This is a genomic window from Streptomyces sp. T028 (genome assembly GCF_048159505.1).
Taxonomy (GTDB): domain Bacteria; phylum Actinomycetota; class Actinomycetes; order Streptomycetales; family Streptomycetaceae; genus Streptomyces.
This window is the reverse complement of sequence record NZ_JBLRVZ010000009.1, coordinates 70,331-91,491: the sequence shown is the minus strand read 5'-3', so window position 1 is coordinate 91,491 and position 21,161 is coordinate 70,331. Positions and strand designations below refer to the sequence as shown.

Annotated in this window: 19 protein-coding genes and 1 pseudogene; 9 read left to right on the top strand and 11 right to left on the bottom strand. The window is 72.0% G+C overall.

What is annotated here, in order from left to right; all coding sequences use genetic code 11:
• Positions 1-23: 23 nt before the first annotated feature.
• The 3 genes from ACLZN2_RS09235 to ACLZN2_RS09225 form a co-directional block, all read right to left on the bottom strand.
• Complete coding sequence (locus tag ACLZN2_RS09235; RefSeq protein ID WP_416977883.1) at positions 24-1,943, bottom strand: RICIN domain-containing protein; 1,920 nt, start codon at positions 1,941-1,943, stop codon at positions 24-26.
• Between the two features lie 177 nt (positions 1,944-2,120).
• A complete protein-coding gene (locus ACLZN2_RS09230; protein WP_416977882.1) occupies positions 2,121-2,348 on the bottom strand; it encodes a cellulose binding domain-containing protein in 228 nt (75 codons plus the stop codon).
• 129 nt (positions 2,349-2,477) lie between these two features.
• Entirely contained in the window at positions 2,478-3,659 is a 1,182-nt protein-coding gene (locus ACLZN2_RS09225) for an ADP-ribosylglycohydrolase family protein (RefSeq protein ID WP_416977881.1), read from the bottom strand.
• Positions 3,660-4,796: 1,137 nt separating this feature from the next.
• Here ACLZN2_RS09225 and ACLZN2_RS09220 point away from each other — a divergent pair.
• A pseudogene (locus ACLZN2_RS09220) lies at positions 4,797-5,666 on the top strand (DnaJ C-terminal domain-containing protein); the annotation flags it as partial.
• On the opposite strand, the gene ACLZN2_RS09215 reads toward ACLZN2_RS09220, so the two are convergent.
• On the bottom strand, positions 5,667-5,900 hold the full coding sequence (locus ACLZN2_RS09215) for a hypothetical protein (RefSeq protein WP_416977880.1): 234 nt from the start codon (positions 5,898-5,900) through the stop codon (positions 5,667-5,669). It lies immediately after the preceding pseudogene.
• Between the two features lie 280 nt (positions 5,901-6,180).
• On the opposite strand from ACLZN2_RS09215, the gene ACLZN2_RS09210 reads away from it, so the two are divergent.
• The 3 genes from ACLZN2_RS09210 to ACLZN2_RS09200 all read left to right on the top strand — a co-directional run bounded on the left by ACLZN2_RS09210 (position 6,181) and on the right by ACLZN2_RS09200 (position 8,960).
• Positions 6,181-7,680, top strand: coding sequence for a DUF2252 domain-containing protein (locus ACLZN2_RS09210; RefSeq protein WP_416978084.1), 1,500 nt, complete (start codon positions 6,181-6,183; stop codon positions 7,678-7,680).
• 98 nt (positions 7,681-7,778) lie between these two features.
• Positions 7,779-8,576 carry a hypothetical protein gene (locus ACLZN2_RS09205; protein WP_416977879.1) on the top strand — a complete coding sequence of 266 codons (798 nt, stop codon included), beginning with the start codon at positions 7,779-7,781 and terminating at the stop codon, positions 8,574-8,576.
• Positions 8,577-8,630: 54 nt separating this feature from the next.
• Positions 8,631-8,960, top strand: a complete 330-nt coding sequence (locus ACLZN2_RS09200; RefSeq protein WP_416978083.1) for a rhodanese-like domain-containing protein — start codon at positions 8,631-8,633, stop codon at positions 8,958-8,960.
• A 128-nt stretch (positions 8,961-9,088) separates the two neighbouring features.
• On the opposite strand, the gene ACLZN2_RS09195 is transcribed toward ACLZN2_RS09200, so the two are convergent.
• The 6 genes from ACLZN2_RS09195 to paaA all read right to left on the bottom strand — a co-directional run bounded on the left by ACLZN2_RS09195 (position 9,089) and on the right by paaA (position 14,024).
• The gene (locus tag ACLZN2_RS09195; RefSeq protein WP_416977878.1) at positions 9,089-10,255 is read right to left on the bottom strand and encodes an acyl-CoA dehydrogenase family protein; all 1,167 of its coding nucleotides are present in this window, start codon (positions 10,253-10,255) and stop codon (positions 9,089-9,091) included.
• A 134-nt stretch (positions 10,256-10,389) separates the two neighbouring features.
• Positions 10,390-11,481 (bottom strand): 2Fe-2S iron-sulfur cluster-binding protein, encoded by a 1,092-nt coding sequence (locus tag ACLZN2_RS09190; protein ID WP_416977877.1) that lies wholly within the window; start codon positions 11,479-11,481, stop codon positions 10,390-10,392.
• On the bottom strand, positions 11,481-12,002 hold the full coding sequence (gene paaD, locus ACLZN2_RS09185) for a 1,2-phenylacetyl-CoA epoxidase subunit PaaD (RefSeq protein WP_416977876.1): 522 nt from the start codon (positions 12,000-12,002) through the stop codon (positions 11,481-11,483). Before paaD ends, ACLZN2_RS09190 begins: the two co-directional genes overlap by 1 nt.
• Positions 11,996-12,718, bottom strand: a complete 723-nt coding sequence (gene paaC / locus ACLZN2_RS09180; RefSeq protein WP_416977875.1) for a 1,2-phenylacetyl-CoA epoxidase subunit PaaC — start codon at positions 12,716-12,718, stop codon at positions 11,996-11,998. The genes paaD and paaC overlap by 7 nt, the downstream gene beginning before the upstream one ends.
• Positions 12,715-13,002 (bottom strand): 1,2-phenylacetyl-CoA epoxidase subunit PaaB, encoded by a 288-nt coding sequence (gene paaB / locus ACLZN2_RS09175; protein ID WP_416977874.1) that lies wholly within the window; start codon positions 13,000-13,002, stop codon positions 12,715-12,717. The genes paaC and paaB overlap by 4 nt, the downstream gene beginning before the upstream one ends.
• Positions 12,999-14,024 carry a 1,2-phenylacetyl-CoA epoxidase subunit PaaA gene (gene paaA / locus ACLZN2_RS09170; protein ID WP_416977873.1) on the bottom strand — a complete coding sequence of 342 codons (1,026 nt, stop codon included), beginning with the start codon at positions 14,022-14,024 and terminating at the stop codon, positions 12,999-13,001. The genes paaB and paaA overlap by 4 nt, the downstream gene beginning before the upstream one ends.
• A 244-nt stretch (positions 14,025-14,268) precedes the next feature.
• Between paaA and ACLZN2_RS09165 the strand changes: the two genes are divergently transcribed.
• The 3 genes from ACLZN2_RS09165 to ACLZN2_RS09155 are packed head-to-tail and all read left to right on the top strand — an operon-like array spanning position 14,269 to position 17,077.
• Positions 14,269-15,126: a DUF5819 family protein gene (locus tag ACLZN2_RS09165; RefSeq protein ID WP_416977872.1), complete on the top strand. Its 858-nt coding sequence runs from the start codon at positions 14,269-14,271 to the stop codon at positions 15,124-15,126.
• Positions 15,123-16,334, top strand: a complete 1,212-nt coding sequence (locus ACLZN2_RS09160) for an HTTM domain-containing protein (protein WP_416977871.1) — start codon at positions 15,123-15,125, stop codon at positions 16,332-16,334. Before ACLZN2_RS09165 ends, ACLZN2_RS09160 begins: the two co-directional genes overlap by 4 nt.
• Complete coding sequence (locus tag ACLZN2_RS09155) at positions 16,331-17,077, top strand: TrmH family RNA methyltransferase (RefSeq protein WP_416977870.1); 747 nt, start codon at positions 16,331-16,333, stop codon at positions 17,075-17,077. Before ACLZN2_RS09160 ends, ACLZN2_RS09155 begins: the two co-directional genes overlap by 4 nt.
• A gap of 99 nt (positions 17,078-17,176) precedes the next feature.
• Here the strand turns inward: ACLZN2_RS09155 and paaN are convergent, their stop codons facing one another.
• Positions 17,177-18,886: a phenylacetic acid degradation protein PaaN gene (gene paaN / locus ACLZN2_RS09150; protein ID WP_416977869.1), complete on the bottom strand. Its 1,710-nt coding sequence runs from the start codon at positions 18,884-18,886 to the stop codon at positions 17,177-17,179.
• 159 nt (positions 18,887-19,045) lie between these two features.
• Here paaN and ACLZN2_RS09145 point away from each other — a divergent pair, with 159 nt between their 5' ends.
• Entirely contained in the window at positions 19,046-20,560 is a 1,515-nt protein-coding gene (locus ACLZN2_RS09145; RefSeq protein ID WP_416977868.1) for a 3-hydroxyacyl-CoA dehydrogenase, read from the top strand.
• The gene (locus ACLZN2_RS09140; protein WP_416977867.1) at positions 20,557-21,147 is read left to right on the top strand and encodes a TetR/AcrR family transcriptional regulator; all 591 of its coding nucleotides are present in this window, start codon (positions 20,557-20,559) and stop codon (positions 21,145-21,147) included. Before ACLZN2_RS09145 ends, ACLZN2_RS09140 begins: the two co-directional genes overlap by 4 nt.
• Positions 21,148-21,161: the final 14 nt, after the last annotated feature.

The window sequence follows — 21,161 nt, the reverse complement described above, 5'->3', positions numbered from 1 at the left end:
CCCTCGTCCCGTGCGGTCCGGGTTCAGCTCGCGAGGCGTGCGATCGAGAGTGTCGTGGTGGTCGGGGAGGCGCCCGACAGCGAGGAGCCGTAGTCGGGGGTGGCGGAGACGAAGGCCCAGCTGAGGCTGCCGTCCGGGAGGGTCGTGATGTCACCGGAGATATGGGCGTCCACGACCTCGTCCTCGCCGACCGGCTTCCCGGTGGGGTCGATCACCTGGAGGTGGGTGCCGGTGAACTTCCCCGTGCAGGTGCCGTCCTTGCAGGTGGCGTTCGCGACGCTCTCCCACGAGACCAGCAGGTTCTTGCCGTACGGGGCGACGTGGACGTTGACGTGGTCGGTGCCCTTGTCGTCGGTGAGCGTGACCGTGCTGCCGGGGGTGGAGGCGTTCTTCAGCAGCGCGACCGTGACCTGGTGGGTGTCGGTCTTCGGGGTGACCGTCCAGCCGCGGCCGCTGCTGTCCGCGCTGTTCTTGACGGCCGAGGCGGCACCGCGGTCGGCGAAGGCGGTGGCGTAGCCGCCGGTGGAGGTCTTCACCAGGTCGCCGGAGGAGCTGGGGTACGCGCCGCCGCAGTAACCCGCCCAGCACTGCTCGCGCTGCACCACGGGGGCCTCGTCCGGCGCGGCGATCCCGGTGCTGACGAACAGTCCGGAGCGCCAGTCGTCGAAGCACACGGAGGGGAAGGCGCCGGAGTCCCCGGCGGCCAGGGCTATGCCCTCGTTGTGGCTGCAACCCCAGTCCCAGCCGCCGGACTTGGTGGTCCCGGTGCCGTCGACGTAGACCTGCTTGTCACCGTAGTGACCGTCGGCGAAGCCGCCCGCGCCGTGCACGACGAAGTAGGCGCCGTACTGGCTGCCGTTCCACCTCAGCGCGCCGTCGAGGACCGGCGAGGTGTCGTTGCTGGCGGTGCCGGTCAGCTTCTTGTTGAAGAGGGCGGAGCCGTTCTTGTACCGGACGAGGGCGGCGGCCGTGTCGTTCCACTTGTTGGAGTCCGCGACGCGGGTCAGCAGCGCGAAGCCGTCGTCGTGGGCGACCAGGCCGCTGACCTCCTTAGTGCCCGGGACCACCGTGTCGGAGCCCTCGCGGGCCAGCTTCGATGACAGCGAGGTCACATGCACGCCGTCGGACGCGGGCCACGCCACCCGCAGCGAACCGTCGGGCGCCGCCTGGGTGTCGACCCGGGTCCACTGCGGGAGGCCGTTGTAGCCGGACTCCAGGTAGGAGAAGGCCGTGGGCAGCGTCACCTTGGACACGGTGAGGTGTTCGGCGAGCGAGGTGCCGGCGGCGGTCGTGGGGGTCGTGGCGGACGGCGACGCGGTGGGCGAGGCCGACGCGGACGCCGACGCGGACGCCGTGGCCGACGGCGAGGGGCTCGGTGAGGACGCGGTGCCGGGGACCACCGCCAGCTTCCACTGCTGGTTGGTGCCCCCGTTGTCCTTGTACTGGACGATCGCCGCGCCGTCCGCCTTCGACTTCGCCTTGACGTCCAGCAGCTTGCCGCTGCCCCGGTTGACGACCTTGAGCGCGCCGCTGCCGAGTTCGGCGATCTTCCACTGCTGGTGCGCGGCTCCGGAGCCGGTGAGCTGGTCGACCGCCGCGTTGTTCGACTTCGAGGCGCCCTTGACCTCCAGCAGCTTGCCGCTGCCCCGGTTCACCAGCTCGTAGTAGCCGTCGCCGGTGGCTTTCAGCCGCCACTGCTGGTTCGTGCCGCCGTCGTCGGTGCTCTGCACGACCTTCGCGGCGTCGGCCGTGGAGTTCCCCTCGACCTCCAGCACCTTTCCGCTGCGTACCGACACCAGCCGGTAGTAGGCGTTGACGTCGATCGTCGCGGCCTCGGACTCCGACTCGGCGGAGAGCAGCAGGTACGGGCCCAGTACGGCGGGCACGCCGATCAGCAGGCCGGTCGCCGTCCACCGTTTCCGATGCCGTCCGAAGTGGCTCATGTGACAGTTCTCCTTGCGTACGTGCGTGTGCGTACGTGCGTGGGTGCGTGGGTGTGCGGCGCGTGCGGCGCGTGCACAGGTGGCGGGGTCAGTAGCCGAAGCGGTTCTTGATGTGGCGCCAGAAGTCCCGGACCATCCACTCGTCGAACTCGGTGATCTCGGTCGCGCTGCCGGCGTTCATGATGAAGCCGCCGACCCCGTCGGGAGTCCAGTCGCGCCGGCGCGCGAGCCGAGGAAGCCCGCGGTGACCGTGGTCCCGGTGGACAGCGAGCCGTTCCAGCTCGTGTTCTTCACGGTGATGGTGGTGACGGACTGCTTCCACTCGGCGTTCCAGCCCTGGGTGACCTTCTCGCCCCCCGCGAACTCGAAGGTGAGCGTCCAACTGGTCGTACGGGGCTGTCTCATGGCGCGGTTCCTTCGGCCCGACGGCTGTGTCGGACCGCAGTGGTCGCCGCTGGACGATTGGTTGCCGCCGTTGGCCGAAAAGACCTTCGGTGACGCGGGGCGAGGCCGGTCGATGGAGGAGCCGTAGGGTCACCAGCCGGGGTAGCGGTCCCACCAGTGCGGGTCCCAGCCCGGGGTGTACTCGCTGCCGCTGGGGGAGTCGGTGAGCTCGGCGACGAGGTCGCGGGCCAGGGTGTCGAGGACCCAGGACAGTTCGTGGCGGCTGACCAGATCGACGGGCAGCGCCTCGACGCCGTGCGCCGCTCCGAGCAGCGCGCCGGTCACGCAGGCGACCGAGTCGCCGTCCGGTGCCCCGGCGGCGAAGCGCAGTGCGGCACCCACCTGGTCCCGGTCGGGGAAGGAGGCGGCGGCATACAGGGCGCCGAGCAGTGCCGAGGGCGCGGTGGCGTCCGGGGCGAGCCTCGCGAGCCGTCCCGCGTCCGCGGGCTGATCCTCGGCCTGCCGTAGTGCCGCGATGAGCCGGTCGCGCTCGCCGACGGTCAAGTCGGCGTCGGAGTCGGCGTCGGCGTCGGCCGCGGTGTCGGCAGCGGCATCGGCAGCGGCAGCGGAAAGAGCATGGACGCCGGCCATCAGGGCCTGCCGCACCTGCGGCCGTTCACCGAAAGGAGAGTGTTTCGACTCGGGGACGCTGGTCAGGCAGTGCTGGACCAGCACAGCCGCGTGGGCTGCCGCGGACTGCGCGGCCGGGTCGCCGTGGGTGAGGGCGGCGATCTCCTGGGCCAGCTTGATCGACTGCTTCGATCCGTGTGCGGCGCCGACCACGGCGACGGGAAGGGTACGGGTGAGCGCGTGGCAGCCGCGACTGGTCGTCGGCTTCCCCATGTCGCCCTGCTCGATCTTGGACAAGGCCGCCACGGTCGCCGGTGCCGAACCGCGCCGCTCGGCCAGCACCGGCACCTGGGCGAGCCAGCCGTCCGGCCACACATACGTGCCGTGGGCCCAGCGTCGGCGCATCCGCTCGACCTCGATCCCCTGCAGGGCCGCCCAACGGCAGTACGCGTGCCCCACCACCGACGGCGGATGGCAGACGCCCTTGTGATTGCCGCGCACCCACGCGCGGATCGTGCCCTCGGCGGTGAAGCAGGCCAACTGGGTGCTGACCCCGGCCCGCAGCGGGACGCCGGTCGGAGGCTTGCCCTGGGCCGCGCCCAGCGTGTCCCCCAGGGCAAGGCCGAGCATCATCCCGCGCACCCGGGAGGCCGCTCCCTTTCCCCTCAGGAATTCCTTCTGCGGGGTGGGGGTCTGTGCCATGGAGTCTCTCCAAGGGGACGTGGCGCGGAGGAAGACGGGCCGGGCGGGTGGTGGCGTGTACGGCGGCGACGTCAATGGGACGATATGTGCTCGCCCTGCGCGGCAGCGTGCTCGGCCGGTTCTGCCGCCGTTCGGTCGATTTCGGTGCCGTTCGCCGAACGCGTCCTCTACGGTGATATCGCATACCGCCAGGGGGACATCGTGACCGACCACGACAGCTCAGCCCAGCCGTCTACGCGGTCGTACGGCGAGGAGTTGGCCCGCTTCGCCGAGGCCCTGACGGAGCTGCGCATCTCGTGCGGAAGTCCGTCGCTGCGGACACTGCAGCAGAACGCGCCCCGCGCCCGCCCGCTGTCCACCGCGGCGCTGAGCGAGGCGTTCAACGGCAGGCGGCTGCCGCGCCAGGACTACCTCATCGCCATGGTTCAGACACTCCTGGCCCTGGACGAGGGCCGTCCGGTCCAGCGCACCGACAGCCGACTTCAGCCCTGGCGCCTTCGCTGGCAGGAACTGGAACGGCTGCGCATCAAAGAACGCCCCGGTCGGAACCCCGCGCCGCCGGAGGCTTCCGAAGCGGCTTCGAACGCGCGGACGACGGCTGCCTCGGCAGCTGGTCCGGCCGGACCGGGCACGGACGGACCGAGCCCGGACGGACCGGGCACGGACGGACCGGGCCCGGACGGGGCGAGCCGGCACGACGCGGCGAACGCGGCGGACGTGGCGGACGTGGGGAATGCGGCGAGCGCGGCACAGGACCGTGTTCTGCTGGCGGCGGAGAAGGAAGCCGAAAGCATCAGGGCCGTGGCCGCGGCCCGGGCCGAGGAACTCCTGGTTCAGGCCCAGGCCGAACGTGACCAGGCCGCCACCGAACGGGCCCGGCTGCGCAGCACGATCGCGGACGAACTCGCGGCGGCCCGGGACGAGGCGCGGCAGCAGCGCGAGCAGGCCGCGGCGGACGCCGCCCGTATCCGTGAGGAGGCCGAGCGTGAGGCCTCGGCCCGGCTGAACGCCGTCTCCTTTCCGAGCGCGGCGCCTCCGAGCGCGGCGCCGGAGTCCGGGAACGGCGCCGTCGACGACGATGCGATCAGCGAAAAGAAGCCGACAGAGGCTGAGGACGCCCGGCCCGAAGGGCCCACGGACTTCAGCGACATCATGGACGCCTTCTTCGGCACCACGAAGCGAACGCCCCGTAGCCGTGCTCGACGAGGGCGGGACATCACTGTCGTTCTGGACATCGAGCTCTCGGACGTCGCGTTCGGCGCGACCAAGGACATCGAGTTGGACACGGCCGTCTCGTGCGACACCTGCCAGGGGGGATGCGCCGCACCGGGCACCTCGGTGCAGTGGTGCGACATGTGCAAGGGCCGTGGCGAGGTGTCCGAGGTCACCCGGAGTTTTCTGGGGCAGGTCATGCGGTCACGACCGTGCCCCAAGTGCGCGGGCGTCGGCTCGGTCGTACCGAACCCCTGCCCTCAGTGCGGAGGCCAGGGTCGTGTGCCGTCACGTCGTACGCTCACCGTCGCGATCCCCTCCGGTACCGAGGACGGCGCTCGGATCCAGTTGCGGGGCGAAGCCCAGGCAGGAGTCTGCGGAGGCGACGCCGGCGACCTGAACGTCGAGGTCCATGTGCTGCCTCACCCGTTCTTCGAGCGCCGCGATGACGACCTGCACTGCACGGTCACCATTCCGATGACCGCCGCCATCCTCGGAACGAAGGTGCCCCTGGAGACGCTCGACGGCTTGCGCAACGTCGAAATCCAGCCCGGTACCCAGTCGTTGCACTCGATCTGTCTGCAGGGTCAGGGCATCACGCGCGCAGAGGGCGACGGCCGCGGCGACCTCTTTGTCCACATCGAGGTACGGACACCGACCCGGATCGATGTCGAACAGGAACAGTTGGTGCGCCGTCTGGCCAGGCTGCGGGGTGAAGAAGCACCCGCAGGGCAGTTCGAACCTGGAGAACAGGGACTGTTCTCCAGGTTGAAGGACGCCTTCAACGGCCGCTGATCAGCGGACCAGGGCACGCAGGACAGGGATGGTGGCGCCGAAGCTGGTCAGTCCGGCGATGACCGAAGCGGCCACGGGAGCCCCGGTCAACACCGTCAGACCGCCGATGACGAGCCCGATCACGAGCGCGGCGAGCAGCACGACAGTGGTGTGCAGAGTGAGGAACGGCTCCGCTGCGGGAGTCTCGTTCGGGACGGCCGGGTCGGCCGGCTGCGGTACCTGAGAAGTGGTCATGGCACGACTGTGGCCCCACACGCGGCTGTGACCTGCATGTTCCGAACGAAACCGTAGGAAACCGATGAGACTGGCGATGCCGCCGCACAGCCTCCTCGTTCCGCCGAACACCCTGCCGTGCTCCGTACCGTTCGCAGCCGTTCGTAACCGTTCATCCGCGACCGTCCGCGCCTCGACGTACGAGGTCACGCCGGTGCGGAGTTGTCCACAACCTCTGAGTTGTCCACAGGGCTGACGTGATCCGGCCGTCGCGCTGTACCGTCGGCTCGAATTGATCGACATGGACGTGGATGCGGGGGAGGCGGTCGCCGTGACCGAGGTCGGGGCAGGGGCAGGGGCAGCGGCGGTGGCGGGCGAGGCGCGCAGACTGCCGCACGTGCGCGGATTCGCCGGGCGGTCCGCGGCGGAGGCCGAGGCGGGGGACGAGGCGGGCGTCGGGACCCTCACGCCGAAGGAGCGCGGCAAGGCGCTGCGGGACGCGGTGCCGCGTTCCACACATGCCGTGCTCGATCTGGACGCGTCCCGCCCGGACGCGGTGACGGCCGTGGAGGAGTCCAACCAGGGCCGTATCCCGGAGCTGACGCCGATGAGGGTCGGCCGGATGGCGGCGACCCCGTTCGCGTTCCTGCGTGGCGCGGCCGGGCTCATGGCCCATGACCTCGCCCGTACCCCGATGACCCGGATCGGCGCCCAGATCTGTGGTGACGCCCACGCGGCCAACTTCGGTCTGTACGCGGACGCCCGCGGCGGCCTCGTCATCGACCTCAACGACTTCGACGAGACGGTCCACGGCCCCTGGGAGTGGGACCTCAAGCGGCTCGCCGCGTCCCTGGTGCTCGCGGGCCGGGAGGCCGGCGCCGACGAGGACACCTGCCGCCAGGCCGCCCACGGCGCGGCCGGCTCCTACCGCCGCACCATGCGGCTGCTGGCCAGACTCCCGGTGCTGGACGCGTGGAACGCGATCGCCGACGAGGAACTCGTCTCGCACACCGACGCCCATGACCTGGTGGGCACGCTGGAGCGGGTCTCGGAGAAGGCGCGGGCCAACACCAGCGGACGGTTCGCGGCGAAGTCGACCACCCGTACCGAGGACGGCGGCCGCCGCTTCGTCGACGCCCCGCCGGTGCTGCGCCGCGTCCCGGACGAGGAGGCCGCGGCGGTGGCGCTGTCCCTGGAGCCCTACCTGGCCACCCTCTCCGAGGACCGTCACCCGCTCCTGGCCCGCCACGCGGTGCACGACGTCGCCTTCCGGGTCGTCGGCACGGGCAGCGTGGGCACCCGCTCGTACGTCGTCCTGCTCCTCGACCACCGGGGCGAGCCGCTGATCCTCCAGGTGAAGGAGGCGCGCGTCTCCGCCCTGGTGCCGCATCTGCGGACAGCCGGTTTCGAGACACCGGCCGAGGACCACGAGGGCCGCAGGGTGGTCCTCGGCCAGAAGCGGATGCAGGTCGTCAGCGACATCCTGCTGGGCTGGACCACCGTCGACGGGCGGCCCTTCCAGGTACGGCAGTTCCGCAACCGCAAGGGCAGCGTCGACCCGGCCGCGCTCGCCGCCGACCAGGTCGACGACTACGGCCGGATGACCGGCGCCCTCCTGGCCCGCGCCCACTCCCACAGCGCCGACCCGCGTCTGATCGCCGGCTACTGCGGCAAGAACGAGGAACTCGACGAGGCGATCGCCGCCTTCGCCGTCACCTACGCCGACCGCACCGAGGCCGACCACAACGACCTGGTGACGGCGGTACGGGCGGGAAGGATCGCGGCGGAGACGGGGGTGTGAGAAGGGCGACGTCCCGGTGAGGTGCGTGGAACGTGTGGAACGCGACGGTGAGGCCGGGAGCTGTCTCGGGTCGTGCGGGCTTGGCCTACGCTGGTCGGGTGACGACCCCCGAAGCTGAGCAGCCGCGGCCCGAGGAGCGGCTGGAGCAGGCCGTGCGGGCCGCCGAGCAGGCGTTGATCGAGTTCGAGATCGCGGTGGAGACCTTCCGCGTCGAGGTCGAGAACTTCTCGCGGCTCCACCACCAGAAACTCGGCCCCATGTACACCCGGCTCGACGAGCTGGACGCCCGGATAGCCGAGGCCAGGGCGGCCCGCACCGGCGATCCCGAGGACCTGCGCAAGGCGCAGGAGGCACGGGCCCGGGTGCTGCCGATGCCGGGGGTCGAGGAGCTGTTCCACGGCTGGATGGACAGCGAAGGACTCTTCCCTGAGGCCGTGGCGATGCTCACGGAGCAGCCGGTGCGGCCCCCGGAGCGGGTGCGGCCCAGCGACGAGGCCCGCAAGCTCTACCGCGAGCTGGCGCGCAGGGCCCACCCCGACCTGGCGCAGGAGGACGGGGAGCGGGCGCGGCGCGAGGAGTTCATCACCCGCGTCAACGCCGCCTACGCCCGTGGCGACGAGGCCGCACTGCGCGAGCTCGCCGACGAGTGGGCGGCCGGGCCGCCGCCCGCCGAGCGCCGCCCGACCCCCAGCGAGGAGCTCTACGCCCGCCTGGAGTGGCTCGCCGAGCGCAAGGAACTGCTCACCCTGGTCGCCCGCAACCTGGAGGACAGCGCCATCGGCTCCATGCTGAAGATGGCCCCGGACGACCCCGACCGCCTCCTCGACGAGATCGCCGAGCAGCTGCTGGCCGATGTCGCCAAGAAGGAGGCGGAGCTCGCCGAGCTCGTGGGGTAGGGAGCCGGGTCCGTCACGTCCGGTAGCGTCGGGGGCATGAGTTTTGGAGCTGGGGTGCCCACGGTCGAGGTCGGCGACGTCAAGGACGACGACTTCCTGCTGGACGTCCGTGAGGACGACGAGTGGCAGGCGGGTCACGCCGAAGGCGCGCTGCACATTCCCATCAGCGAGTTCGTCGCCCGCTACGGCGAGCTGACCGAGGCGGCCCCGCAGGACGGCCGCGTCCATGTGATCTGCCGCTCGGGCGGCCGCTCGGCCCAGGTCACCATGTACCTCGCCCAGCAGGGCGTCGACGCCGTGAACGTCGACGGCGGCATGCAGGTCTGGCAGGCCCTGGGCCGTCCCGTCGTGACGGACGACGGACGGCCGGGGGCTGTTCTGTAGCCTCCCGGGGCCTTCCGGCGCCACGTGGCGCTTCCCGGCGCCTTCCAGCGCCGCCTAACCGCTCCGCGGGATGTGCCGCGGAGCCGCAATGTCGACGCAGCCCCATGCCCCTTCAGGGCGCGGCCGCGTCAGCCGACGAGGGGATGGGCGGCCAGCAGGTCGCCCAGTGCCTCCTCGTGCGCCGCCGCAGGCCCGAGCGACAGCTCCAGGTGCTTGGCCCAGGCGTGATAGCGGTGCAGCGGATAGTCGACGTCGGCACCGAACCCGCCGTGCAGATGCTGCGCCGTCTGCACGATGCGCCGTACCCCCTCCGAGGCCCAGATCTTGGCCACGGCGACATCGCCGGAGGCGGGCAGCGCGCCCGGTGCCCCGGAGGCGATCCGCCAGGCGGCCTGCCACAGGGTGACCTCCATCGCCCGCAGGTCGATGTAGCGGTCGGCGGCCTGCACGGCGACGGCCTGGAACGTGGCGATCGGGTGCCCGAACTGCTCCCGCTTGCTCGCGTAGTCGCTGGTCATCCCGAGGACCCGGTCCCCCACGCCGAGCGCCAGCGCGCAGGTCCCCGTGGCCAGCAGCTGCCGCAGCCACTCCCAGGCACCGTCGGCGCCGAGGACGTACCGGGCCGGGATCCGCGCCGACTCCAGGCGCAGTTCGCCGAGCCGCTCCCCCGTGGTGGAGATCTGCTCGGCGAGGACGACCCCCTCCCGCTCCCGCGCGACCACGGCGAGGACGCTGCGGTCGTCGCCGGTGCGCGCCGGTACGAGGATGTGGTCGGCCTCATGGGCCCAGGGCACCGCCGTCTGCACCCCGTCCAGGATCCAGTCGGCCCCTCCCTCGCTTCCCTCGCTTCCCTCGCCGTCCTGCCGGGCGGTCACGGCGAGTTCGGCCGCGTCGTGCCCGGTACGGCCGTTCGAGGCGACGGTGAGCACGACCTCGCCCCGCCCCGACCGGGCGAGCAGCTCGGACCTCAACTCCGGCCCGCCGTACGCCTGTACGGCCGCTGCGGCGGCCCCGCTCTCCAGCAGAGGCACCCGCGCCAGCACCTTCCCGGCCGCCCGCAGCACCAGGCACAGCGCGACGGCGTCCAGGCCGGCCCCGCCGTACTCCTCGTCGAGCAGCAGGCTGAGCAGGTCCGCGGCGGCGAGCCTGCCCCACAGCTCCCGGTCGAGGTCGTCGGCCACCGGGCGGCCCTGGGTGAGCGCGGGGCTCGGCACGGCGTCGGGCGCGACCCCGGCGAACACCCCGCGCGCCGCCTCGGCCGCCGCCTGCTGCTCCTCGCTGAAGGTGAAGTCCACGGCCTGTCCTCTCCGACGGGTCGGCTGATCCGGCGCGCGGCTCCGCCCGGATCTGACGATCCGTCAAGATAGAACAGGTTCTAGAAGAAGGGAACGCCCCGCACCCCACCTCAGGGGAACGGCCCGCACCTCACCTACCGGTCGAAGTCCACCTCCACCGCCTCCGTCACCGGATGGGACTGGCACGCCAGCACGTACCCGGCCTCCGTCTCCTCCGGCTCCAGGGCGAAGTTGCGGTCCATGCGCACCTCGCCGGAGACCAGGAAGGCCCGGCAGGTCCCGCACACCCCGCCCTTGCAGGCGTAGGGCGCGTCGGGCCGGTTGCGCAGCACGGTGTCCAGGACCGACTCCCCGTCCCGCACGGGCCAGCTGCCGCCGCGGCCGTCGAGCCGGGCCGTCACCGTGGCGTGCGCGGGCGCCGCCGCGGCCGGCGGCGGGACGACGCTGTCCACATGGAAGATCTCCTCGTGGATACGGGACCGGGCCACCCCCAGTTCCCGCAGGGCCCGCTCGGCGCCCTGCACCAGCCCGAACGGCCCGCACAGGAACCAGCCCGCCACCTCCGCCACCGGCAGCAGCGCCGGCAGCAGCCCGGTGAGCCGCTCCCGGTCCAGCCGTCCGGACGGCAGCCCCGCCTGCTGTTCCTCCCGCGAGAGCACGGTGACCAGTTGGAGCCGGTCGGGCCAGCGGTCCTTGAGGTCGGCGACCTCCTCCAGGAACATCGTCGACGCGGCCGTACGGTCGCCGCGTATCAGACAGAACCGGGCGCCGGGTTCGCGCGCCAGCAGGGTCGCCGCGATCGACAGCACCGGGGTGATGCCGCTGCCGCCGACGATCGCCGCGTACAGTCCGGGCGCCGGGTCGAGCGTGAAGCGGCCCGCCGGGGTCATCACCTCCAGCTCGTCACCGACGCCGATCTCCTTGAGCGCGTACGTCGAGAACGCGCCGCCCTCGACCAGCCGCACGCCCACCCGCAGGGTGCGCGGCCCCTCGCCGGCCGGGTCGGGGGCGGGGGAGCAGATCGAGTAGGTCCGCCGGATCTCGGTGCCGTCGGCCACCCGACGCAGGGCGAGATGCTGACCGGGCGCGTGCCGGTACTCCTCGCGCAGGGCCTCGGGGACGGTGAGGGTGAGGGCGACGGAGTCGTCGGTGAGCCGGTCCACCGCGGCCACGCGGAGCGGGTGGAAGCGGGCCGTCACGGCTCGGGCCGCCACAGCTCGGTCCATCACAACTCCTTGAAGTGGTCGAAGGGTTCACGGCAGGACAGGCAGCGGCGCAGCGCCTTGCAGGCGGTGGAGGAGAACCGGCTGAGCAGCTCGGTGTCGGCACTGCCGCAGTGCGGGCAGCGCACCGGGTCCTCGTCGAGCGTCCTGGTGGGGCCCAGGGTGAGCGCGACCGGGCCGGTGTCCCGTGTCGTCCGGGGCGGCGCTATGCCGAACTCCCGCAGCTTGCGGCGGCCTTCGTCCGTGATGTCGTCCGTCGACCAGGCCGGGGCCAGCACCGTGCGCACGGTGACGTCCCGCACTCCGTGCTCCCGCAGCACCCGCCGGATGTCGGACGCCATCGTCTCGACCGCCGGGCAGCCGGTGTACGTCGGTGTCAGCTCGACCTCGACCGGGCCGGCGTCCTGGACCCGCACCCCGCGCACCACGCCCAGCTCGCTCAGCGTGAGCACCGGAAGCTCCGGGTCCGGTACCGAACCGGCCAGCGCGAGCAGCTCCGCCTCCAGGGCGGTGGCGGTCACCATGACGCCCCCGGGTGGCTGCGGTGCAGATGCTGCATCTCGGCGAGCATCCGGCCGAAGGGCTCGGTGTGCAGGCCCTGCCGGCCCGCGCCGGCCGTCCAGGCACCGGACCGCGGTCCCTCGGGAAGCGTCAGACCGGCCCGCCGCAGCACCGCGCCGACCGCCTCCAGCCAGCCGTCCCGCAGCGCCTCGGGCGCCACGCCGTCGAGCCCCTCCACCGGCTGGAACATCTCGCCGGTGAACCGCCACAGCGCGGTGCACGCCGTCCGCATCCGCTCATGGCTGAGGTCCGTGCCGTCGCCGAGGCGCAGCGTCCACTGCTCGGCGTGGTCGCGGTGGTAGGCGGTCTCCTTGACGGCCTTGGCGGCGAGCCCGGCGAACGGCCCGTCACCGGCGGCCAGTTCGGCGTACAGCAGATGCTGGTACGTCGAGAAGTACAGCTGGCGGGCGATGGTGTGGGCGAAGTCGCCGTTCGGCTGCTCGACCAGCTGGAGGTTGCGGAAGGCGCGCTCCTCGCGCAGATAGGCCAGTTCGTCCTCGTCGCCGGCCATCGACAGCAGGACGCGGGCCTGGCCCAGCAGATCGAGGGCGATGTTGGCGAGGGCGACCTCCTCCTCCAGCACGGGCGCGTGGCCCATCCACTCGCCGAGGCGGTGGGAGAGCACCAGGGCGTCGTCGCCGAGACAGAGGGCGGCGGTCACCGGGACGGTCGTGGTCACAGGTGCCGCACCCCCTCCGGGATCTCGTAGAAGGTCGGGTGGCGGTACGGCTTGTCGGCGGACGGCTCGAAGAACGGGTCCTTCTCGTCCGGCGAGGAGGCGGTGACCGCCGAGGACGGCACGACCCAGATGGACACGCCCTCGCCGCGCCGGGTGTACAGGTCGCGGGCGTTGCGCAGGGCGAACTCCGCGTCCGGCGCGTGCAGGCTGCCGGCGTGGGTGTGGGAGAGGCCGCGCCGGGAGCGCACGAAGACCTCCCACAGCGGCCAGTCGGTGTTCGTCATGCCTGTCCCACTTCCCTTTCGTGCCTGTCGCCGGTGTGCCCGGCCGCTTCGCCGGTGTGTCCAGCCGCTTCGCCGGTGTGCTTGGCCGCGTGCGCCGCGGCGGCCTCCCTGACCCACGCGCCCTCGTCATGGGCCTGCCTGCGCTGGGTGATCCGCTGTTCGTTGCACGGCCCGTTGCCCTTGAGGACCTCCTTGAACTCGGTCCAGTCGATCGGGCCGAAGTCGTGGTGCCCCCGTTCCTCGTTCCACCGGAGGTCCGGGTCGGGCAGGGTGAGGCCGAGGGACTCCGCCTGGGGGACGCAGATGTCGACGAAGCGCTGGCGCAGCTCGTCGTTGGAGTGGCGCTTGATCTTCCAGGCCGTGGACTGCGCGGAGTGCGCGGACTCGTCGTCGGGCGGGCCGAACATCATCAGCGACGGCCACCACCAGCGGTCCACCGCGTCCTGCGCCATGGCGTGCTGCTCGGGGGTGCCCCTGCTGAGGGCCAGCAGCAGCTCGTACCCCTGGCGCTGGTGGAAGGACTCCTCCTTGCAGATGCGGACCATCGCGCGCGCGTACGGCCCGTACGAGCAGCGGCACAGGGGGACCTGGTTGGTGATCGCGGCGCCGTCCACGAGCCAGCCGATCGCGCCGACGTCCGCCCAGGTCAGCGTGGGGTAGTTGAAGATCGAGGAGTACTTCTGGCGACCGGTGTGGAGCTTGTCGAGCAACTCGTCGCGGCCGACGCCGAGGGTTTCGGCGGCGCTGTAGAGGTAGAGCCCGTGGCCGGCCTCGTCCTGGACCTTCGCCATCAGGATGGCCTTGCGGCGCAGAGAGGGCGCGCGCGAGATCCAGTTGGCCTCCGGCTGCATGCCGATGATCTCGGAGTGGGCGTGCTGGGCGATCTGCCGCACCAGGGTCGCGCGGTACGCGTCGGGCATCCAGTCGCGGGGCTCGATGCGCTCGTCGGCGGCCACGGCGGCGTCGAAGGCGTGCTGGTACGCCTCGTCGCCGGCCGCGCGGGGCGCGGTAGCTGTCGCCATGAGGTCCCCCTCTGTCTTCTTGGATCTGTCTTCCCGGATCTGTCGCCCGGATCTTTCCCGGCGCTCCCGACCGATCGTTCGGTCCGTTCGATTCCATGGTGGGACGGCCGTCGTAAGGTGTCAACCGCTGTGGATAACCTGCGGGCGGGGAGGGGCTGCGCCGAGCGGGTGGGGCTGAGTACCGTTCGCGATTGCGCGACGCAGCAGACACGGGAAGTCGACCGGGATCGGGGAACGGGGCGGAATGGACGCGTACGACAAAGGGCCTGACGCCGCACGGGCGCCGGGGACGGCGCAGGAACCGGAGGTGGAGACTCCGCCGACGGCCGCCGCGCCGGTGAGTACGCAGCCGCAGGGCGCCATACCGGAGGGCACCCCGCCGGAGGACACCCCACCGACGGGCGCCACGCCCCTGAGCAGCGCGCCCCCGGACGGCGCGCCTCCGCCCGAACCCCGCACCGGTGTGGCCGCGCTCTCCCCCCGCTACCAGATAGGCGCGGCCCTGGCGCTCGCCGTCGTCGCCGTCGCCGTCTGTGTGCACCTGGGAATGGTGTTCCTGCACGTCGCGCCCTCGAACACGGTGACGAAGACGCACGGCGAGGCGATCGACGACTGGGTCTACCCCGAGTTCGAACAGAACTGGAAGCTGTTCGCGCCGAACCCGCTCCAGCAGAACATCGCGGTCCAGGTCCGCGCCGAGATCAGCACCGCGGACGGCGGCTCGCGCACCACCGGCTGGTACGACCTGTCCGCGCAGGACGGCCGGGCCATCGACCGCAACATCGTGCCGAGCCACACCCAGCAGAACGAGCTGCGCCGCGCCTGGGACTTCTTCACCGCCTCGCACGGCTCCGACAACCGCCCCGTCGGTCTGCGCGGCGCCCTCTCCGAGACCTATCTGCGCCGGATCGTCGAGCTGCGCCTGGAGCACGGCGGCGCCGCCGGCGAGGACGGGGTGCTCGAGCGGGTCCAGGTCCGCTCCCGGACCGTCAACGTGACCCCGCCGAAGTGGAGCGAGGAGAAGACGTCGTCGACGCCGATGTACCGGGTGCTGCCCTGGTGGACGGTGCCGGACGCCGAGGCCGAGGGAGGTGCGCGGTGAACCGGTTCACCCTGACGGTGTCCGCCGCCATCGCGCGCGTCACCGAGTCCGCGCTCGGCCCCTACCAGAGCGCCGTGGTCCGTATCGGCTTCAGCGCGACCTGGCTGATGTTCCTGCTGCGCGAGCTCCCCCACCGCGCCGAGCTCTACGGCCCCGACGGTCCCTGGAACTGGATCCTGGCCCGGCAGCTGATCGACACCAATGGCGCGTTCACGGCCCTGATGTGGTCGGACGGGCGGGTCTGGTTCGAGATCGTGTACGCCGTCGCCGTGCTCGCGAGCGTCCTGCTGTTGGTCGGCTGGCGCACCCGCACGATGTCCGTGCTGTTCATGGTCGGCGTGCTCTCGCTGCAGAACCGCAGCGTCTTCATGGGGGACGGCGGCGACAACGTCCTGCACCTGATGTCGATCTACCTGCTGTTCACGCGCTGCGGCCGGGTGTGGTCGCTGGACGCCCGCCGGGCGCGCCGCGCCGAGGAGGCACGCGCGCGTGGGGAGCGGGTCACCGACCGGGTCGGGCCCGCCCTGTGGCTGGTCCTCGGGGCCGTGCTGATCACGGTGACGGCAATGGGCCGGTTCCACAGCCAGTGGACGATTCCGGCGCTCCTGTGGACGGTGTGGGCCGCGCAGGCCCTGTGGTGGCTCGTCGGGCGCCGCGCCAGGTCGGCGGAGCCCCGGATCCTGCTGGACGTGATCGCCAACATCCTGCACAACGGCGCCCTGTTCGTGATCATGGCCGAGGCCTGTCTGATCTACGCGACGGCCGGCTGGTACAAGATCCAAGGCTCGCGCTGGCAGGACGGCACCGCCGTCTACTACCCCCTGCACCTGGACTACTTCTCCCCCTGGCCCGCCCTCGGCGACCTGCTGTCGAGCAGCGGAACGATGGTGCTGCTGGTGACGTACGGCACGGTCGTCGTGCAGGTCGCCTTCCCGTTCACGCTGTTCAACCGGCGGGTGAAGAACGTGCTGCTGGCGGTGATGATGACCGAGCACGCCGCGATCGCCGTGATCCTCGGGCTGCCGTTCTTCTCACTGGCGATGATCGCGGCGGACGCGGTCTTCCTGCCGACGCCGTTCCTGCGCCGACTGGGCGGATGGGCGGTACGCGCGCGTGTCCTGGTGTTCTCGCGCGACGGCCGTGCGCCGGTGCCGCAGCAGCGCGCTCCGGAGAACTCCGAGCCCACCCACGTAGGCTCCCCCACATGACCGTGAGCGACTGGCACCGCCTGGCCGACTCGCACGTCCTGCTCGACGGCTTCCACGCCCTCAAGCACGCCGTGCGCTTCGGAGCGGAGGTGCCGGTCGCGGTCACCGCCGACCGGGCGGCCGCGCTCGCCCTCGCCGACGACCTCGCCCCGGACGTACGGGACACGCTGGACGCCCTCCTGACGGAGGTCCCGGAGACGACGTACGTCTCCCTGGTCCCGCGCCCGCACCCCACGGCCGTGGCCGCCCTGGCCGTACGCCCCTCCCGCGAGGCCCAGCTGGCGAGGCTGGCACACACCCCTCGCACCGCGCCCGTCGTGGTCCTCGACAACCCGCGCAACCTGGGCAACGCGGGCGCGGTGATCCGGCTGGCCGCCGGCTTCGGGGCGACCGGCGTGGTCACCACCGGCACGCTCGACCCCTGGCACCCGACCGTCGTACGCGGCGGGGCGGGCCTGCACTTCGCGACCGCGGTGGAGCGACTGGCCGTGTCCGAGCTGCCCACAGGCCCGGTGTTCGCCCTGGATCCCGAGGGCGACGACCTGCGGAGCGTCAAGCTCCCCGACGACGCCCTCCTGGCCTTCGGCTCCGAACGCACCGGCCTCTCCACCGAACTACGCGCCCGCGCCGACCACTTGCTGTCCCTCCCGATGCGCCCCCAGGTCTCCAGCTACAACCTGGCGACGAGCGTGGCGATGACGCTGTACCACTGGAGCCTGACGGGGCGCACAGCGCCCCCGTAAGGGGCGCGGGGCTGTATTGACATGCGGCTCCGCCGAGAGTGGGGGAGCGACCAGCCACGACGCACCCGCAGTCGCGCAATCCCCGAGGCTCCCGACCTCTCAGGCGTCCCGCCGCACCTCGACCACCCGGAACCGGTTCGCCACGAACGCCCCGTCGCACAGCGCGGAGTTGGCCGCCGGGTTGCCCCCCGACCCGTGGAAGTCGGAGAACGCGGCAGTCTGGTTGACGTACACCCCACCCGTGAGGTTCAGCGACAACTGCGCGGCCTCCTCGAGGCACACCTCCTCCACGTCCCGCTCGAACACCGGGTCGGTCGTGTACGCCCCGACGGTCATCGCCCCCTTCTCCCGTACCGTCCGCCGCAGCAGCGCCAGCGCGTCCGCGGCGGAGTCGACGGCGACGGCGAAGGAGACCGGACCGAAGCACTCGCCCATGTACGCGGCCTCGTCGTCCGCCCCCTCCCAGTACTTCCGCGCCCCGTCCAGCTTCACGATCACCGGCGTGCGCACGACCGCGTCCGGGAACTCGGGGTTGCTCACCTCGCGGGAGGCGAGGGCGACCTCGCCGAGGCCGGCGGCTGCCTCCAGCCTGGCCTTGACGTCCGGGTTGACGATCGCGCCGAGCAACGCGTTCGCGCGCGCGTCGTCGCCGAGCAGGCCGTCGACGGAGCGGGCGAGGTCGGCGACCACCTCGTCGTAGGTCTTCGGGCCCTCGTCGGTGCGGATGCCGTCGCGGGGGATCAGCAGGTTCTGCGGGGTGGTGCACATCTGGCCGCTGTACAGGGACAGCGAGAACGCCAGGTTGGCGAGCATGCCCTTGTAGGCGGCGGTGGACTCCACGACGACCGTGTTGACGCCGGCCTTCTCGGTGTAGACCTGCGCCTGCCGGGCGTTGGCCTCCAGCCAGTCGCCGAAGGAGGTGGATCCCGTGTAGTCGATGATCTTGATCTCGGGGCGGGTCGCCAGGGTCTTGGCGATACCCTCGCCCGGGCGCTCGGCGGCCAGGGCGACGAGGTTCGCGTCGAAGCCGGCCGCGGCGAGCACCTCGCGCGCGACGCCCACGGTCAGCGCGAGCGGCAGCACCGCGCGCGGGTGCGGCTTGACCAGGACCGCGTTGCCGGTGGCCAGGGAGGCGAACAGGCCCGGATAGCCGTTCCACGTGGGGAAGGTGTTGCAGCCGATCAGCAGGGCGACACCGCGTGGGACGGGGGTGAAGGTCTTGGTCATCGCGAGCGGGTCGCGCTTGCCCTGGGGCTTGCTCCACTCCGCCGTGCCGGGGGTGCGGACCTGCTCGGCGTAGGCGTACGCCACCGCTTCCAGGCCGCGGTCCTGCGCGTGCGGGCCGCCCGCCTGGAAGGCCATCATGAACGCCTGGCCGGAGGTGTGCATGACCGCGTGCGCGAACTCGTGCGTCCGGTCGGCGATGCGCTTGAGGATCTCCAGGCAGACCACCGCGCGGACCTCCGCGCCCGCCTCGCGCCAGGCGCGCTGTCCGGCCGTCATGGCGGGCAGCAGCACGTCCACGTCCGCGTGCGGATACGTCACGCCCAGGGCGATGCCGTACGGGGAGGTCTCGTCGCCCACCCAGTCGTCGGTGCCGGGCTGGCCGAGGTCGAGGCGGGTGCCCAGAAGGGCGTCGAAGGCGGCCTTGCCGGCCGCGGCGTCCAGGCTGCCGCTCTCCCCGTAGGCCTTGGGGTGCTCCGGGTGGGGGGACCAGTAAGCGCGGGTGCGGATCGCTTCCAGGGCCTGGTCGAGGGTGGGCCGGTGCTGGGCGATCAGAGCGTGCGCGGTCGGTTCGGCGGCGGCCATGCGGGACCAACTCCTCGTCTTGAGAACTCTCCGTCGAGCTCATGACCTGGCGGAAGCCTGGGCAGGAACAGCCAGTCAGGGCTAGAGTAACCGAACGATCGGTCGGGACAAGGGGGCCTGCCGCATCTGTGGAAAACCCCGTGCGGGAGGATCGCGCACATGACAGCACTCGACCTCAGCAGCCCCGTGGCCGTCGTCGGCGCCGGCACCATGGGCCAGGGCATCGCCCAGGTCGCGCTGGTCGCGGGCCACCCCGTACGGCTGTACGACGCCGTCCCCGGCCGGGCCGGGGAAGCGGCCGCCGCGATCGGCGCCCGCCTCGACCGGCTCGTGGAGAAGAACCGTCTCGCCGCCTCCGACCGGGACATCGCACGTGCCCGTCTGCTGGCCGCGGACAGCCTCACCGACCTGGCGGACTGCGGACTGGTCGTGGAGGCCGTCCTGGAGCAGCTCGACGTCAAGCAGGAGCTGTTCCGCCAACTGGAGGACGTGGTCGGCGAGGACTGTCTGCTCGCCACCAACACCTCCTCCCTGTCGGTGACGGCCATCGGCGGCGCCCTGCGCAACCCCGGCCGTCTCGTGGGCCTGCACTTCTTCAACCCGGCGCCGCTGCTGCCGCTGGTCGAGGTCGTCTCCGGGTACGCCACCGACGTCACGTCGGCCACGCGCGCGTACGAGACGGCACGCTCCTGGGGCAAGACCCCGGTCGCCTGCGCCGACACCCCCGGCTTCATCGTCAACCGCCTCGCGCGGCCCTTCTACGCCGAGGCGTTCGCCGTCTACGAGGCTCAGGGCGCCGACCCGGCCACCATCGACGCGATCCTGCGCGAGTCCGGCGGCTTCAGGATGGGCGCCTTCGAACTGACCGACCTGATCGGGCAGGACGTCAACGAGTCCGTCACCCACTCGGTGTGGCAGGCCTTCTTCCAGGACGTGCGCTTCACCCCCTCGCTCGCCCAGCGCCGCCTCGTCGAGTCCGGCCGCCTCGGCCGCAAGACCGGCCAGGGCTGGTACGACCACGGGGAGGAGGGCGAGACGGCCGAGCCGCACACCGCCGAGAGGCAGCAGCCGCCCGCCTACGTCCTCGCCGAGGGCGACCTGGGCCCCGCCTCCGAGCTGCTCGCGCTGATCCGCGAGGCGGGCATCCAGGTCCGCGCGGACGAGGAGGACCACGGCACCCGGCTGGTGCTGCCCGGCGGCGGCCAGCTCGCCCTCGCCGACGGCCAGACCTCCGTGGAGTTCCGCGACGTCGTCTACTTCGACCTCGCCCTCGACTACCGCAAGGCCACCCGGATCGCCCTGTCCGCCTCCCAGGACACCTCGCAGCAGACCCTGTCCGAGGCGATCGGCCTGTTCCAGGCGCTCGGCAAGGACGTCAGCGTCATCGGCGACATCCCCGGCATGATCGTCGCCCGCACGGTCGCCCGGATCGTCGACCTCGCGCACGACGCCGTCGCCAAGGGCGTCGCCACCGAGGAGGACATCGACACCGCGATGCGCCTCGGGGTGAACTACCCCCTCGGCCCCTTCGAGTGGAGCCGCCGCCTGGGCCGTATGTGGGCCTTCTCGCTCCTGGACGACCTGCACGAGCGCGACCCCTCCGGCCGCTACGCGCCGTCCCTCGCCCTGTACCGGCACTCCTTCGCCACCGAGAAGCGGGAGGGCGCCTCGTGACCACTGCCAAGCGCGACACGTACACCCCCGAGACCCTGCTCTCCGTCGCCGTCCAGGTCTTCAACGAGCGCGGCTACGACGGCACGTCCATGGAGCACCTCTCCCGCGCGGCCGGCATCTCCAAGTCGTCGATCTACCACCACGTGGCCGGCAAGGAGGAGCTGCTGCGCCGGGCCGTCAGCCGTGCCCTGGACGGTTTGTTCGGGATCCTCGAGGAGGAGCACGCGCGCGTGGGGCGCTCCGTGGAACGCCTGGAGTACGTCGTACGGCGCATGGTCGAGGTCCTCATCGGCGAACTGCCGTACGTCACGCTGCTGCTGCGCGTGCGCGGCAACACCGACACCGAGCGGTGGGCCCTGGAGCGGCGCCGCGACTTCGACCACCGCGTCGCCGAACTGCTGAAGGCGGCCGCCGCCGACGGGGACGTACGCGGTGACGTGGAGGTGCGGCTCGCCACCCGGCTGGTCTTCGGGATGATCAACTCGATCGTCGAGTGGTACCGGCCCGGCGGCCGGGGGATGGTCGAGGGCGACGTGGCCGACGCGGTGGTGCGCCTGGTCTTCGCCGGCCTGCGCACCGAGCACTAGACCAGGACAGGGCA

Excerpts from the sequence above, each read along its gene's own strand:
- ACLZN2_RS09235 (WP_416977883.1), bottom strand. The coding sequence starts at position 1,943 with ATGAGCCACTTCGGACGGCATCGGAAACGGTGGACGGCGACCGGCCTG.
- ACLZN2_RS09230 (WP_416977882.1), bottom strand. The coding sequence starts at position 2,348 with ATGAGACAGCCCCGTACGACCAGTTGGACGCTCACCTTCGAGTTCGCG.
- ACLZN2_RS09225 (WP_416977881.1), bottom strand. The coding sequence starts at position 3,659 with ATGGCACAGACCCCCACCCCGCAGAAGGAATTCCTGAGGGGAAAGGGA.
- ACLZN2_RS09215 (WP_416977880.1), bottom strand. The coding sequence starts at position 5,900 with ATGACCACTTCTCAGGTACCGCAGCCGGCCGACCCGGCCGTCCCGAAC.
- ACLZN2_RS09210 (WP_416978084.1), top strand. The coding sequence starts at position 6,181 with ATGGACGTGGATGCGGGGGAGGCGGTCGCCGTGACCGAGGTCGGGGCA.
- ACLZN2_RS09190 (WP_416977877.1), bottom strand. The coding sequence starts at position 11,481 with ATGGACCGAGCTGTGGCGGCCCGAGCCGTGACGGCCCGCTTCCACCCG.
- paaD (WP_416977876.1), bottom strand. The coding sequence starts at position 12,002 with ATGGTGACCGCCACCGCCCTGGAGGCGGAGCTGCTCGCGCTGGCCGGT.
- paaB (WP_416977874.1), bottom strand. The coding sequence starts at position 13,002 with ATGACGAACACCGACTGGCCGCTGTGGGAGGTCTTCGTGCGCTCCCGG.
- paaA (WP_416977873.1), bottom strand. The coding sequence starts at position 14,024 with ATGGCGACAGCTACCGCGCCCCGCGCGGCCGGCGACGAGGCGTACCAG.
- ACLZN2_RS09165 (WP_416977872.1), top strand. The coding sequence starts at position 14,269 with ATGGACGCGTACGACAAAGGGCCTGACGCCGCACGGGCGCCGGGGACG.
- ACLZN2_RS09155 (WP_416977870.1), top strand. The coding sequence starts at position 16,331 with ATGACCGTGAGCGACTGGCACCGCCTGGCCGACTCGCACGTCCTGCTC.
- paaN (WP_416977869.1), bottom strand. The coding sequence starts at position 18,886 with ATGGCCGCCGCCGAACCGACCGCGCACGCTCTGATCGCCCAGCACCGG.
- ACLZN2_RS09145 (WP_416977868.1), top strand. The coding sequence starts at position 19,046 with ATGACAGCACTCGACCTCAGCAGCCCCGTGGCCGTCGTCGGCGCCGGC.